Raw genomic sequence first — 14,710 nt, 5'->3', positions numbered from 1 at the left:
TGGTCAGGTTGCAGCCCCCAGGGGCGCGGGGAACTGCGCGCCCAGCCCCCTACGGTCCGCAGTCGGCGATCCCCCCGTCACAGCAGCCCCGCGGCGCCCCCCGCCCCAGCGGTCTCCGCGGCCCGCTGCAGCGCGCTGGCCAGCAGCGCCAGGTCGGTCGGCCCGTTGCCCAGCTCCCGTACCGGCCGGCGGGCCGGCGGATCGCCCATCGCGGCCCAGTCGATCGGCGCCACGGTAGGGCGCAGCGTCGCTGTGCGGGGGATCCGGCCGCTCACCCTGGCGCCCTGAAAGGCCGTCACCCCGCCGTCGGTGTAACGGATCCAGCCGCGTCCGGGACGGTCCTCCGGGACCGCCGCGGCGTCGTCGACATGGATCAGCAGCGACGACAGCCGGGAGTCGTCGGTGCGCAGCGCGATCCGCAGATGCGCGGCCTCGTCCAGCTCGGTGCCGCTGCTGCGGTCGGGACGGCCGGTGGCCACCGCCAGGTGCACGCCCAGCCGCGGCCCGCGGACGGCGACCGTGTCCAGCGCCGCCGCCAACGCCGCCCGCTCCCGCCCCGGCAGCAGCAGTTCGTCGTGGTCGTCCACGACCACCAGCAGATGTGCGGGCGGGGCGGTGTCCACGGCCACCCGGGCGGGGGAGGGCGCCACGGGTGGAGGCGCGTCGTGCGGGTAGTCGTCGGCGGCCCGGCGCGGGGGCGCCAGCCTGGCCAGCGCGCGCTCGGCGTGCCAGGAAGCGAAGGAGCGTCCCTGGAGCAGCAGTTCACGCCGGTCCAGCTCGCCCAGCAGGCCCTGGGCCGCGTGCAGCAGCTGCTGCGGGTCCGAGCCGTCGACGTAGTCGGTGACCTGCGGCAGCTCGGTGCAGGGCAGCAGCCCGTCGGCCGGGTCGCGGGGCGGACGGCCCTCGATGACCATCACGCCGAGGCGGTCCGGCCGTTCGGCGACCGACAGCGAGGCCAGCAGGGTGCGCAGCAGTTCGGTCCGGCCCGAGCCCGGGGCGCCGCCGATCAGCAGATGGCTGGCCAGGTCGAGCCCGCAGGCGCCGTCGCGGTCCGCGCCGACCAGCACTGCCGGCAGCGCGCCGGAGGCGACCTGGAGGTCCTCCCAGCGGCTCGCCAGCTTGGCCGGGGTGACCAGGTCGAGGCCGAGCAGGTCCAGCAGCCGGGGGGCGTCCGGCAGTGCGCCGCGGCCCGGCCTGCGGTTGCCGTCGGGCTCGCGCAGCGGGGCCAGCCCGCGGGCCAGCCGCTCGGCCCAGGCGGCGGAGACCGCGTCCAGGGCGATCCCGTCCACCAGTTCCGGCGCCGGTGCGGCCCGGTGCTGGCCGCCGGCCGCGGGGCCGGTCCGCTCCGCCGGACGCTCCAGCGTGAGCAGGGTGTCGACCTCGCCGCCGATGGCGGCGGTGGCGCCGCAGCCGTGCGGCAGCAGGTCCGGCCGTTCGGCGAGGGCGATCACATGGACGCCCTGGGCCGGGCCGTGCGCCAGCAGGCTGCCCAGCGCGGCGCGGGCCTGGGTGCTGCCCGGATCGCCGTCGACCACCAGCACGGTGAGCGCGCAGGCCCGGGGGGCGGCGCTGCCGCCGGCCGCGCCCAGCTCGGCCAGCCGGGCCAGGGCCTGCTCCGGGTCCAGCGCGGTGAGCAGCCGGCACGCCTGCCCCCGCAGCGGGCGCAGCTGCGGCAACCAGAACGCCCAGGACCAGTCCTGGGCGCGCAGTTCCGCGGGGCGCGCCGGGTCGGCGGAGATCAGCACCAGCTCCAGGGCGGCGGGGCCGTGCAGTACGGCGAGCTGGGCGACCAGGGCGCGGGCCAGCCCGGCCAGCCGGGGCTGGGGGCCGCTCAGGCCCAGGCTGCCGACGCCGCGCAGGTCCAGGGTGACCGGGGCGGCGTGCGGTCCGACGGTGCCGAGCCGCAGCGCCAGGGTGTCCGGGTGCTCAGGGCCGCGCTCCCAGAGCCGGGGTCCGGGGCCGAGCGCGGTGTGCAGCAGTTCGGCGGGATCGGGCCAGCGCCCGGCGTCGGCGCGGCGCAGGCCCGGCGCCGGGGCCAGCCGCAGGCCGTGCGGGGGCGTTGCGCCGGGGCCCGGGACGCTCCGGGGCCCGGCCGGGACCGGGGGCGGCACCGGCGGGCGGAGCGCCGACCTGCCGCCGCGCAGCAGCCGCTCCCCGCCGCGGGCCAGCAGCCCGCGGGTGCGTCCGGCGGACGGCTTCGGCACCGGGGAACTGCCGGTGCCGGTTGCGGTGGGACCGCCCGGAAGCCGGGGTGCCGCCGGTGGCGGCGGGGCGGCCGGACGCTGGGTCAGCTGCAGCTGACCCTGGCCGTCCGCCAGCAGCCCGGAGCCGCCGAGCGGCCCGGGACGGCCCCCGCCGGCGGTGACCACCAGGGCGGACTCGCCGAGGCCGATCACCGAACCGGGCGGCACCGGGACCGGCTCGGGGCCCACCGGCAGGCCGTCCAGCGCGGTGCCGTTGGTGGAGCCCAGGTCGGCGACCGAGACCCGGCCGTCAGCGGCGACGTCCAGGGAGAGGTGGAACCGGGAGACGTCGGGGTCGTCCAGCGGGACGTCGGCCTCGGCCGAACGCCCCACCCTGACCCGGCCCGGCAGCAGCAGATGGATCCCCCCGGCGTCGGGGCCGCCGACCACCCGCAGCTCGGTCGGCGAACCGGCCCTGGTGTCCGGGACGTGGTCCGGGTCGGGCTCGTCCAGGCGCAGCACCGCCCCGTCCACCAGCGGGGGGTGGCCCAGTACGGCCCGCTCGTCCAGCCGCTGGTCGCCGGCGTAGAGGTGCACATGGGTGGCGGAACGGGTGCCGCGCGCCCCCGGGCGCCCGGCCACCGCGCCCGCGAGGGCGACCGCCACCGCGCCGAGGGCCGTCCCCACCGGGGCCGTCACCAGCACGTCGGCATGTGCACGCGACGGCGCGGCGCCGTCACGTGCCGCGAGCACGCTCAGCCGGATCTGCATCGTCCCTCGGCCCCTTCCGCAGGCTCCTGGCAGCGGCACTTGCCAACCCACCCGGTACAGCACCACCCGGTCCCACAAACCCAACGATCAGACCCCGCAAGCGGAGTGGTCGCCACGGTGCTGAATGCATCCTCCCATCCGCCACCGACAACTCGCTCCCCTCACCCGTATCGGCGCCGCGACACTCCGGAGGACGGGCCCCGCAGCGCCGGAACGGGAACTTGAAGCACCCTGGAGCACGTCCTCGGGGTAGGGGCTTACTGTTGCCTCCCACAGGCATGACGAAAGCATGGGCGAGGAGCGCACGGGTGCGGCCGGTCGGCAGTAAGTACCTCCTGGAGGAACCGCTGGGACGCGGGGCCACCGGAACGGTGTGGCGTGCGCAGGTGCGGGACGAGTCCGGCACCGGGGCGGTGCTCCAGCAGGTCGCGATCAAGGTCCTCAAGGAGGAGCTGGCGACCGACCCCGACGTGGTCATGCGGTTCCTGCGGGAGCGCTCGGTGCTGCTGCGCCTGGTGCACCCCAATATCGTCCGGGTCCGCGACCTGGTCGTCGAGGGCGAGCTGCTGGCCCTGGTGATGGACCTGATCGACGGCCCCGACCTGCACCGCTACCTGCGCAGCCAGGGCCCGCTGAGCCCGGTCGCGGGGGCCCTGATGATGGCCCAGATCGCCGACGCGCTGGCGGCCAGCCACGCGGACGGCGTGGTGCACCGCGACCTGAAGCCGGCCAACGTGCTGCTGGCGACGGTGGTCACGGCCGACGGCAGCCAGCAGATGCACCCGCTGCTCACCGACTTCGGCATCGCCCGGCTGGCCGACTCGCCGGGCCTGACCCGCACCCATGAGTTCGTCGGCACCCCGGCCTACGTCGCCCCGGAGTCCGCCGAGGGCCGCGAGCAGACCTCGGCCGTGGATGTCTACGGCGCCGGGATCATGATGTACGAGCTGCTGACCGGGCAGCCCCCGTTCCGCGGGGACGGTCCGCTGCAGATCCTGCAGATGCACCTCTCGCAGGAGCCCGAGCGGCCGCGCAACCTGCCGGAGCCGCTGTGGACCGTGATCGAGCACTGCCTGCGCAAGAACCCGGCGCAGCGTCCGACGGCCGTGGTGCTGGCCACCGCGCTGCGCACGGTGGCGGCCGGGATCGGGGTGCACTCCACCCCGGCCCAGATCGACGCGGCCATCGCCGTCGGCGCACTGCTGGCCCCGGCGCTCGCCCCGGTGGGGCAGGACCCTACGCTGCCCAACGGCATGCGCTACGACCCCGGTGCCCCCACGGTGTTCGGCGGCTCGCCGGCCGCGGGCCCGGGGGCCACCATGGTGAACGCCTTCGGAGCGGCGGACCCGACCCAGGTGCTGCCCCCCGGCGCGGCGGAGCGCACCCAGCGGCTCGACCCGGGCCAGGCCCCCGGCGCGCCGCAGCAGACCCGGGTGATGCCCACGCCCCCGGGGCAGAACCAGAACCAGGGCTACGGCCAGAACCAGAACTACGGCCAGAACTACAACCAGAACCAGCAGTTCGGGTCGGACGCCCCGCAGCAGCCGGCCGGACCGCACCCGTGGGAGAACCAGCTGCGGGCGGCCCGTACCCGGAACGAGCAGACCCAGGTCGGCTACCCGGTCCAGCCGGGTCCCGAGCAGCAGCCGCAGGTGGCCCCGCCGCCCTACCGCGGGCAGCAGCAGCGTCCCCAGCAGCCGCCGCCGTACCGCCAGCCGCCGCCGTACCAGGAGGCCTCGGGGTACTCCGGGAACCCGGACTACCAGGAGCCGCAGCAGGCGCCGCAGCGGCGCTCCGAGCCCCCCGCCGCGCGCCCCGAACCGCAGCGTGCGCCCAAGCGCGAACCGCGACGCGAGCCGGAGCGCGAGCCCGAGCCGCGCCGGGAGCGCGAGCCCAGGCCCCCGCGCCGCCGACGGATGCGCATCCCGGGCGGCGGCTGCCTCCGCGCGCTGCTGATCCTGGTGGTCATCGGGGTGGTGGTCTGGTACTTCACGCCGATGCAGCACTGGATCCACAACATCCAGACCTGGTACCACGACGTGGTGAACTGGGTGCGCAGCATCACCGACACCGCGAACAAGGTGAAGAAGGACGTCAACAGCGTCCCCACGGGTCTTCCGACCAACCTTCCCTAGCCCGCGACCGGCAAGTGTCCGGAGCGGAACCAGGTTTGACGCTTTGTCGACATCTGACCTGCGGCAATGGGTGTCCCGTTCCCCCAACCGGCCCCATTCCGCGTACTTTGGTCGCTGACATCCGCCCTATGCGCACGGAGCAGCCTTGGCACGCAAGATCGGCAGCCGCTACACCGCGCACCAGGTGATCGGCCGTGGCTCGGCGGGGACCGTCTGGCTCGGCGAGGGTCCCGAAGGGCCGGTGGCGATCAAGCTGCTCCGCGAGGACCTCGCCTCCGACCAGGTGCTGGTGGGCCGCTTCGTCCAGGAGCGCACCGCGCTCACCAGCCTGGACCACCCGCGCGTGGTCGGCGTGCACGACCTGGTCGTGGACGGCGACGACCTGGCCCTGGTGATGGAGCTGGTGCACGGCACTGACCTGCGCTCCCGGCTGGACCGCGAGGGTCCGCTCATCCCGCAGGCCGCCGTCTCCATCGCCGCCGACGTCGCCGAGGGGCTGGCCGTCGCCCACGCCGCCGGCATCGTCCACCGCGACGTGAAGCCCGAGAACATCCTGCTCGACCAGGCCTCCTCGCCGGGCCCCGGTGGAGCGCCGCGCGCCAAGCTCTCCGACTTCGGCATCGCCCGCCTGGTCGACGCGCCCCGCCGGACCCGGGCCACCCGGATCATCGGCACCCCCGACTACCTGGCCCCCGAGGTCATCGAAGGCCTGGAACCGCGCGCCGCGGTCGACATCTACGCCCTGGCCACGGTGCTGTACGAACTGCTGGCCGGCTTCACCCCGTTCGGCGGCGGCCACACCGGCGCGGTGCTGCGCCGCCACGTCACCGAGAGCGTGGCCCCACTGCCGGGACTGCCCGAGGACCTGTGGAAGGTCATCGCGCAGTGCCTGGCCAAGGCGCCGGCCTCGCGGCTGCGGGCCACCGAACTGGCCGCGCGGCTGCGGGAGCAGCTGCCCTCGCTGGCCGGCCAGCCGGTGCTCAGGGTGAGCCACCCCGACGCCTCGACCCTGCCGGCCGCCGAGTACGACGACGGCTACGACCCGCACGGGCCGGACGACGGCGAGGACCACGGTGACCCGGGCCGCGGCGGCACCCGGCAGCGGGTCGCCCGCCGGCGCGGCCCCGCGGTCCCGCTGGTGCCCGGCGCCCAGCCGGACTCCAGCCGGGACACCCACACCAGCCTGCGCCGCCCCAACCGCGAGGAGCTGGCCGCCTTCGCCGAGGCCTCCCGCCAGGAGCGCGCCGCCCGGGAGGCGGCCGCGGCCCGCCCCGGGTCCGGCAGCACCCACCGGCGCCCCGGCTCCCGGCGCAGCGGCGCGGGCAGCAGCGTCCGGCGCCGCCGGCTGCTGGTCGGCGTGGTGGCGCTGCTGGTCGCGGCCGGGGCGCTGGGCGCCTACAAGGCCTTCGCCGGCGAGAACGGCAGCGCCGGCGCTCCCGGCGGCGACTCCTCCAACTCCCCGTCCACCGGCCCCACCGACGGTTCCACGGACAGCTCCACCGACAGTCCCTCCGCCGGCACCGACCCCACCAGCACGGCCCAGGCCGCGGGGCCGGAGCGGGCCCCCGGCACCGTCTCCGGCTGGGGCGCGCTCACCGGCATACCGGTCGGCGGACCCCCGGTCGCGGCGGCCCTGTCCGGCAGCCGAATGCCGCCGCCCGCCCGCACCGCCTGAGCTCCGGCACGGGCAGTCGGGACCCGCTCCCGCAAGCCGTTAGGCTTGCACCGTGGCAGCCATCGATCCTTCCGAAGCAATCAAGTCCCTCGAGACGACGATGTCGTCGATCGAGGCCGTGGTCGATCTCGACAAGATCCGTGCCGATATCGCGATCTTCGAGGAGCAGGCCGCCGCTCCGAACCTCTGGGACGACGTGGACGCGGCCCAGCAGGTCACCAGCAAGCTCTCCTTCCTCCAGGGCGAGCTCCGCAAGGTGGAGACGCTGCGCAGCCGCATCGAGGACCTCTCGGTCATGTTCGAGCTGGCCGAGGACGAGAACGACGCCGACGCGCGCGCCGAGGCCGAGTCCGAGCTGGAGAGCGTCCGCAAGGCCGTGGACGAGATGGAGGTCAGGACGCTGCTGTCGGGCGAGTACGACGCCCGCGAGGCCCTGGTCAACATCCGGGCCGAGGCCGGCGGCGTCGACGCGGCGGACTTCGCCGAGCGGCTGATGCGGATGTACCTGCGCTGGGCCGAGCGCCACGGCTACCCCACCGAGGTCTACGACACCTCCTACGCGGAGGAGGCCGGCATCAAGTCGGCGACCTTCGGCGTCAAGGTGCCCTACGCCTACGGCACGCTCTCGGTCGAGCAGGGCACCCACCGGCTGGTCCGGATCTCCCCGTTCGACAACCAGGGCCGCCGGCAGACCTCCTTCGCCGGCGTCGAGGTGCTCCCGGTGGTCGAGAAGAGCGACCACGTGGACATCGACGAGTCCGAGCTGCGGGTGGACGTCTACCGCTCCTCCGGCCCCGGCGGCCAGGGCGTCAACACCACCGACTCCGCGGTCCGGATCACCCACCTCCCGACCGGGATCGTGGTCTCCTGCCAGAACGAGCGCTCGCAGATCCAGAACCGCGCCAGCGCCATGAACGTGCTCCAGGCCAAACTGCTGGAGCGGCGCCGCCAGGAGGAGAAGGCGGAGATGGACGCGCTGAAGGACGGCGGCAACTCCTGGGGCAACCAGATGCGCTCCTACGTCCTGCACCCGTACCAGCAGGTCAAGGACCTCCGTACGCAGTACGAGGTGGGCAACCCGCAGGCGGTCCTGGACGGCGAGCTGGACGGCTTCATCGAGGCGGGCATCCGCTGGCGCAAGCAGAACGAGAAGGCCGAATAGGGCCTGCCGCGAGTTCGGCAATATTCATACCAATCACGGCGATCTGCCCCTGAAAAGGGACAGATCGCCGTTGACGTTACCGGGTGTGATTCACCATGCTGGCCCGCAATGCCCGGTGCGGGCGGGACCTGAGGTTGCGAGAGGGGCCGTTGTGGCCATGGCAGGGCGCGGACACCGGAAGAAGTACACCGGCATACGCTCACGCGGGGTGCGTGTCGCTGCGGCAGGACTGGCGCTGGCCGGGACGGGACTGCTGGTCAGCGGGGTCGCCTCGGCCGCCACCACGCCCGATCTGGTGCAGACGAAGGTGGTCGACGGGCCGCAGGACAGCGCGGTCACGCTGAACGCCTCGGCGTCCGACGACGCCGCGACCGACACGGCTACGCCGAGTGACGAAGCCACCACGACGGACCCCACCGGCGACCCCGCGGAGAGCTCGACCGGCACCCCCTCGGCCTCGGCGACCGCGACCGCCACCGGCAGCGCGGCCTCGTCGGCCGCCACGGCCGCCTCCTCGGCGTCCGCCGCGGCCTCCGCCTCCGCGTCGCCCTCGGCGAGCGGCAGTGCCGGCAGCGGCGTGGGCAGCGGCTCCTCGGGCGGCGGCGGAGCGAGCGCCCCGCAGCCCCGGCAGACCCTCGCGGAGACCGGTACCGACGACAGCGCCCCGCTGCTGTTCGCCGGCGGCCTCACGCTGCTGGCCGGCGGCCTGGTGTTCCGCTTCGGCCCCCGTACCGGCACGCCCCGGCACGCGGCCTGAGCGCCGGTACACAGGCTCGACAGCAGAGAGGCCGGGCCCCGGGAGACGTTTCCCGGGGCCCGGCCTGTTTCGCTGTGGGGTCAGGCGAAGGCGTGCCTGGCTATCAGGGCGCAGGCGACCAGCGCCACCAGTAGGGCGATCAGCGCGGCGGGGGAGAGCGAGCCGAACAGGCCCTGCTGCTCCTGCATCCGCTGCCGGCTGGCGCGGCAGGTGGGGCAGCGGCCCTCTGCCACAGGTCCGGCACAGTTGGCGCACACCAGACGGTCGAGCGTCATGTCGATCTCCTCCTTCGACCTGCCCAACGAGACACCATGCCGGGTGGGTTCCCTCCACTGTGCCATGCCGAACGCGATCCGGTCGGGTTCCGGCTCCGCCACCGGGGGCAGGGGCGGCGCACAGCCGTCAGGGAATGATCACGGGGAGTGAACATGATGGCAGGTTCCCATGATTCTTACGCTTGAAAATTCCGATTTGATGTCGTTTGACCGTGAACTCCCCCACCTTTCCGTGAGCGCGACTGCAAGCCGGCGTCGGGTTCGCGTAAGGTCGGCCAACCGGGGGAGCTGTCAGCGCGGGTGCACCATGCCGTCCTGCGGTGCGGCTCCGTCAGACCTGTCCCTGTCCGCGAGGGGGTGGTGAAGGTTCCGGAGTAACCGGAGCCCGCGTCAACCCTTCCACCTAGACTGGCCGACCGTGATGCAGCCGTGATCCGATTCGACAACGTCTCCAAGACCTATCCGAAGCAGAACCGTCCCGCCCTGGACAACGTCTCGCTCGAGATCGAGAAGGGCGAGTTCGTCTTCCTGGTGGGCTCGTCGGGCTCCGGGAAGTCGACCTTCCTGCGGTTGATCCTGCGCGAGGAGCGGCCCTCCATCGGCGAGGTGCACGTCCTCGGCAAGGACCTGGCCAAGCTGTCCAACTGGAAGGTCCCGCAGATGCGGCGCCAACTGGGCACGGTCTTCCAGGACTTCCGGCTGCTCCCGAACAAGACGGTCGGACAGAACGTCGCCTTCGCACTGGAGGTGATCGGCAAGCCGAGGTCCGTCATCGGCAAGGTCGTCCCCGAGGTGCTCGAACTGGTCGGCCTGGCCGGCAAGCAGGACCGGATGCCGGGCGAGCTCTCCGGTGGTGAGCAGCAGCGCGTGGCCATCGCCCGCGCGTTCGTGAACCGGCCGATGCTGCTGATCGCGGACGAGCCGACCGGAAACCTCGACCCGCAGAACTCCGTCGGCATCATGAAGCTGCTGGACCGGATCAACCGGACCGGCACCACGGTGCTGATGGCCACCCACGACCAGGCGATCGTGGACCAGATGCGCAAGCGAGTCATCGAACTGGACACCGGACACCTGGTCCGCGACCAGTCCCGCGGCGTCTACGGCTACCAGCACTGACCGCCGGAAACCGCCGCACGTACCGCACGCCCAGGCGTCCGCACCAGGCCGACGTCCCGACCAGCTAGGAAGTCATGCGAGCACAGTTCGTCATGTCGGAGATCGGAATCGGTCTCCGCCGAAATCTGACGATGACCATCGCGGTCGTCGTGAGCGTGGCGCTCTCGCTTGCCCTGGCGGGGGCGGCGCTCCTCCTGCGCGACCAGGTCAGCACCATGAAGGGCTACTGGGACGGCAAGATCGAGGTCTCGGTCTACTTCTGCAACAAGACCGACGCCAACCAGGGCTCGGTGAACAAGAACTGCTCCACCGGAGCGGCGACGCAGAATCAGATCGACTCGGTGCAGAGCCAGTTGGAGAAGACCGGCCTGATCGAGAAGATCTACACCGAGACCCCGGCGCAGGCGCTGGCCGAGTACACCAAGCAGGACCCCAACAACCCGCTGCTGACCTCGCTGACGCCGGACAGCATGGAGTACTCGCTCCGCATCAAGCTCAAGGACCCGCAGAACTACCAGATCGTGACCGGTCTGGTGGGCGGGCAGCCCGGGGTGATGAAGGTGGAGGACCAGAGCGAGGTCCTGAAACCGCTGTTCAACCTGCTCAACGGGGCCCAGGTGGTGGCCCTGGTGGTGATGGTCATCATGCTGGGGGTCACCCTGTTGCTGATCGTCAACACGGTCCGGGTGTCCGCGTTCAGCCGCAAACGCGAGACCGGGATCATGCGACTGGTCGGCGCCTCCAACTACTACGTGCAGATGCCGTTCATCGCGGAGGCCGCGTTCGCGGCCGTGGTGGGCGCGGTCCTTGCGTCGGGGATGCTGGCGGTGGGCAAGTACCTGCTGATCGACCGGTTCCTCAAGAACCAGATCCAGCTCATCAACTTCATCGGCTGGGGGCCGGTGTTCCAGGTGATGCCGCTGATGCTGGTGCTCGGTGTCGGGATGTCCTCGATCGCCGCCTTCCTGACGCTGCGCAAGTACCTCAAGGTCTGAGCCCTGGACCGATGTCGGCCCTTTCCGGTCCGACATTCCGATGAACGCCCCGGTCGCTGTACTGCGTCCGGGGCGTTCTGCCGGGTACGGACCTTCGCGGCCGTCGTACGCCCCTAGACTCACCTGCCATGTCAGGTAGCTATCCGCAGCTCCGCCTGCATCTGGCCCTCGGGCTGGTCTTCGGGACCCTGCTCGCCACCGGCGCGGCCACCGGCGCCTGGGGCAGCGAGGGCCGCCCCGCGCAACTGCCGCAGCCGCCCGGCGTGCGGCTCAGCGGCGACGCCGCGGCCCGCGACTGGGTGGAGACGGGCGGCGACCGCTGGGCCGCGTTCTACACACCGCAGCAGTACGCGACCATGGCCGAGGCGCTGGACGGGCGCTACACCGGGGTCGGGCTGTGGGTCTCCCGCAGCGCCGCCGGGGTGGTCACGGTCTCCAAGGTGCCCGCCGGCGGCCCGGCCGACCGGGCCGGGGTCCGGGTCGGCGAGCGGCTGCTCGCGGTGGACGGCCGCGCGGTGGGCGGACTCCCGGTGACCGACACGGTCGCCCTGCTCCGCGGCGCCCCCCAGGACGCCGGCAGCACCGTCGTGCTGCGGCTGCAGCGCGGACGGTCGGTGCGCCAGGTCGAGCTGCGCCGTGAACTCCTGGACACCGACGACGTGGTGGTGGACCGGCCGGCGGCCGGGATCACCAGGATCGCGGTCTCGGCCTTCACCGCCGGCACCGGCGACCAGGTCGCGGACGCCGTGCGGCAGCGCGGGACGGGCGCACGCGGCGGCGGCATCCTGCTGGACCTGCGCGGCGACTCCGGCGGCCTGGTGGCCGAGTCGGTCCGGGCCGCCTCGGCCTTCCTGGACGGCGGCCCGGTCGGCTCCTACCAGGCGGACGGCGCCACCCACTGGCTCACCGCGACCCGCGGCGGCGACACCGCCACCCCGGTGGTGGTGCTGGTGGACGGCGGCACCATGAGCGCCGCCGAACTGCTGACCGGCGCGCTGCAGGACCGTGACCGCGCCGTCGTGGTCGGCTCGCGGACCTTCGGCAAGGGCGCGGTGCAGCAGCCCAGCCCGGTCAGCGGCGGCGGCACCCTGGAGCAGACCGTGGGCCACTACCGCACCCCGGCCGGACGCGACCTCGACGGCACCGGCATCACCCCGGACGTCGCGGTCCCGCCCTCCGCCGGGCCGCAGGCGGCGGAGCGCACCGCGATCACCGTGCTGGACGACCTGGCGGCCGCGGGCCCGAGGTAACTCCCGTGCCGAGAGCCGCTCCGGAGTGCGAGAATGGCCCGCATCATGGCCAAGGTAAAAGAACCCGGACGCAAGATCGTCGCGCAGAACAAGAAGGCGCGGCACGACTACAACATCCTGGACGAGATCGAGTGCGGCCTGGTGCTGACCGGCACCGAGGTCAAGTCGCTGCGCGCGGGACGCGCCTCGCTGGTGGACGGCTTCGCCGAGATCACCAACGGCGAGGCCTGGCTGCACAACGTCCACATCATGGAGTACGCGCAGGGGACCTGGACGAACCACGCCGCCCGGCGCAAGCGCAAGCTGCTGATGCACAAGGAGGAGATCAACAAGCTCGACGCCAAGCTGCGCGAGTCGGGGTTCACCCTGGTCCCGCTGTCCCTCTACTTCAAGGACGGCCGGGCGAAGCTGATGCTGGCGCTGGCCCAGGGCAAGAAGCTGCACGACAAGCGGCAGACGCTGCGGGAGAAGCAGGACCGCCGCGAGACCGACCGGGCACTGTCCGCGGTGCGCCGCCGGGCGCAGGGCTGACGTGCAGGTCTGACGCGGTGTCGGTCGGCGGTAATGAGCTGGACCGTCCCCCCAGCGGGGACGTAGGATGACAGAGTTGCGCAGGACCCCCCAGGTCCACGCGGAACGGCACGCGATTCGGACCGGAGATCCGGAGTGCGGGTCTTGAAAAATGAATAGCACCCCATGGGGGTGATCGGTTTCGACTGGGGATGTCGATCCAGGGGAAGCGAGCCGAGGAACGCGGCAATGATCTCGTAAACCATATGTCGCAAACTATAATCGCCAACTCCAAGCGCGATTCCTTCACCCTCGCCGCCTGAGCGAGTAACTGAAGGTGTCAGACCGGGCGTGTTCCCGTCCCGGACCCTGGCATAATCTAGGGAACTCCACCGTCGCGTCCGGTCACGGGATGCGGCGGGAAATCAAACAGTGGCTGGGCCTGTCGGTGGCTTGTCCGTGTGACTGCCGGGGCCGAGAAAAGCACAGCGGACTGCGCTCGGAGAAGCCCTGGTTTTGCACCACAGGACGCGGGTTCGATTCCCGCCACCTCCACCACACTGCTTGAGAGCAGAGCAGCCCCCATGCGTCATGAGCCGCCCGTCGTAGCAGACGAGGCGGCTTTCGGCGTTCCGGCAGGTGATCTAGGGTTCGGCCATGGCCTCCGAGAAGCTGACCGTCCGTTCGCTCAACCGCGCCCTGCTCGCCCGGCAGTTGCTGCTGGCCCGGGAGCAGCGGAGCGCCCTGGAGACCGTTCGGTTCCTGGCCGGCATGCAGTCGCAGGTGCCGGGGGCGCCCTACGTCGGGCTGTGGACCCGGCTGCTGGGCTTCGACCCCGAGGAGGTCTCCGCGCTGATGACCGAGCGGGCCCTGGTCCGGGTCTCCGCGATGCGGGGCACCGTGCACCTGCTCGACGCCGACGACGCGCTCTCTTGGCGCCCGCTCTGCCAGGTCGTCAACGACCGCGGCCCGTACGGGAAGAACATCTACCGCAAGGCGCTGTCCGGGATCGACCCGGCACGGCTCAAGGGGACCGCGGCCGAGCTGCTGGCGGAGCAGCCGATGACCAACGCGGCCCTGGGCGCCGCCCTGGCCGAGGCCTTCCCCGGCCACGACCCGGGGACCCTGGCCTGGGCGATCCGCGACGGCCTGGCCCTGGTGCAGGTGCCGCCGCGCGGACTGTGGGGCAAGAGCGGGCAGACCACCTCCACCACCCTGGAGCACTGGCTCGGCCGACCGCTCGACCCGGACCCCAGCCCGGACGCGATGGTGCTCCGCTACCTCGCCGCCTTCGGCCCGGCCGGCGTGCTGGACGCCCAGGCCTGGTCGGGGCTGACCCGGCTGGTCGAGGTCTTCGAGCGGCTGCGCCCGCAGCTGCGCACCTTCCAGGACGCGGCGACCGGCCGCGAGCTCTTCGACCTCCCCGACGCGCCCCGTCCGGACCCGGACACCCCCGCCCCGACGCGCTTCCTGCCCGAGTACGACAACGTGGTCCTGGGCCTCGCCGACCGCACCCGGATCGCCGCCAAGGAGGCGGAGCTCGGTCTGCGCACCGGGAACGGCTTCAGGGCCGCCTTCCTGGTGGACGGCACGGTGCGCGGGCACTGGTCGCTGAGCTTCACCAAGCAGGGGCCGGAGCTCACCGTCAGCGCCTTCACCAAGCTCACCGAGGTCGAGATGGAGGCGGTGCAGGAGGAGGCCGAGAAGCTGATGCGGTTCCACCGCCCCGCCATGACCGAGTCGATGACGCGTTTCCCCGACCCGGGCTGAGAACCCGCAGCCGGGGGCGGATGACGTAGGATCGTCCGTCTCCCTTTGCGCATCAAGGGGCGAGCGCCGCACACCACGTACACAGGGGGCCTTCTTGACCGCGCCCAG

At 72.8% G+C, this 14,710-nt stretch carries 11 protein-coding genes and 1 other RNA gene; 10 read left to right on the top strand and 2 right to left on the bottom strand.

What is annotated here, in order from left to right:
• Positions 1–77 precede the first annotated feature (77 nt).
• Positions 78–2,954 (bottom strand): FHA domain-containing protein, encoded by a 2,877-nt coding sequence (locus IF29_RS0128200; protein WP_030260636.1) that lies wholly within the window; start codon positions 2,952–2,954, stop codon positions 78–80.
• A 308-nt stretch (positions 2,955–3,262) separates the two neighbouring features.
• Here IF29_RS0128200 and IF29_RS0128195 point away from each other — a divergent pair, with 308 nt between their 5' ends.
• The 4 genes from IF29_RS0128195 (at position 3,263) to IF29_RS0128180 (ending at position 8,683) form a co-directional block, all read left to right on the top strand.
• The gene (locus IF29_RS0128195; RefSeq protein ID WP_051726112.1) at positions 3,263–5,089 is read left to right on the top strand and encodes a serine/threonine-protein kinase; all 1,827 of its coding nucleotides are present in this window, start codon (positions 3,263–3,265) and stop codon (positions 5,087–5,089) included.
• A gap of 145 nt (positions 5,090–5,234) precedes the next feature.
• A complete protein-coding gene (locus IF29_RS0128190) occupies positions 5,235–6,764 on the top strand; it encodes a serine/threonine-protein kinase (protein ID WP_063757626.1) in 1,530 nt (509 codons plus the stop codon).
• 52 nt (positions 6,765–6,816) lie between these two features.
• A complete protein-coding gene (prfB, locus tag IF29_RS0128185) occupies positions 6,817–7,926 on the top strand; it encodes a peptide chain release factor 2 (RefSeq protein WP_030260631.1) in 1,110 nt (369 codons plus the stop codon).
• Positions 7,927–8,134: 208 nt separating this feature from the next.
• Positions 8,135–8,683: an LPXTG cell wall anchor domain-containing protein gene (locus IF29_RS0128180; protein ID WP_030260629.1), complete on the top strand. Its 549-nt coding sequence runs from the start codon at positions 8,135–8,137 to the stop codon at positions 8,681–8,683.
• An 80-nt stretch (positions 8,684–8,763) separates the two neighbouring features.
• On the opposite strand, the gene IF29_RS0128175 is transcribed toward IF29_RS0128180, so the two are convergent.
• Positions 8,764–8,958: a hypothetical protein gene (locus IF29_RS0128175; RefSeq protein WP_030260626.1), complete on the bottom strand. Its 195-nt coding sequence runs from the start codon at positions 8,956–8,958 to the stop codon at positions 8,764–8,766.
• A 429-nt stretch (positions 8,959–9,387) separates the two neighbouring features.
• On the opposite strand from IF29_RS0128175, the gene ftsE reads away from it, so the two are divergent.
• The 6 genes from ftsE to IF29_RS0128150 all read left to right on the top strand — a co-directional run bounded on the left by ftsE (position 9,388) and on the right by IF29_RS0128150 (position 14,602).
• Entirely contained in the window at positions 9,388–10,077 is a 690-nt protein-coding gene (ftsE, locus tag IF29_RS0128170) for a cell division ATP-binding protein FtsE (protein WP_030260622.1), read from the top strand.
• 74 nt (positions 10,078–10,151) lie between these two features.
• Positions 10,152–11,072, top strand: a complete 921-nt coding sequence (ftsX, locus tag IF29_RS0128165; RefSeq protein ID WP_030260619.1) for a permease-like cell division protein FtsX — start codon at positions 10,152–10,154, stop codon at positions 11,070–11,072.
• Between the two features lie 128 nt (positions 11,073–11,200).
• Positions 11,201–12,322 (top strand): S41 family peptidase, encoded by a 1,122-nt coding sequence (locus IF29_RS0128160; protein ID WP_030260618.1) that lies wholly within the window; start codon positions 11,201–11,203, stop codon positions 12,320–12,322.
• A gap of 33 nt (positions 12,323–12,355) precedes the next feature.
• Positions 12,356–12,853, top strand: a complete 498-nt coding sequence (gene smpB / locus IF29_RS0128155) for an SsrA-binding protein SmpB (protein WP_030260614.1) — start codon at positions 12,356–12,358, stop codon at positions 12,851–12,853.
• A gap of 167 nt (positions 12,854–13,020) precedes the next feature.
• Positions 13,021–13,390, top strand: a transfer-messenger RNA (tmRNA) gene (gene ssrA, locus IF29_RS44495).
• A gap of 99 nt (positions 13,391–13,489) precedes the next feature.
• Complete coding sequence (locus IF29_RS0128150; protein ID WP_030260611.1) at positions 13,490–14,602, top strand: winged helix DNA-binding domain-containing protein; 1,113 nt, start codon at positions 13,490–13,492, stop codon at positions 14,600–14,602.
• Positions 14,603–14,710 lie beyond the last annotated feature (108 nt).

The sequence above is a fragment of the Streptacidiphilus jeojiense genome (assembly GCF_000719095.1).
Lineage (GTDB): Bacteria > Actinomycetota > Actinomycetes > Streptomycetales > Streptomycetaceae > Streptacidiphilus > Streptacidiphilus jeojiensis.
This window is presented reverse-complemented; position numbering and strand designations above follow the sequence as displayed.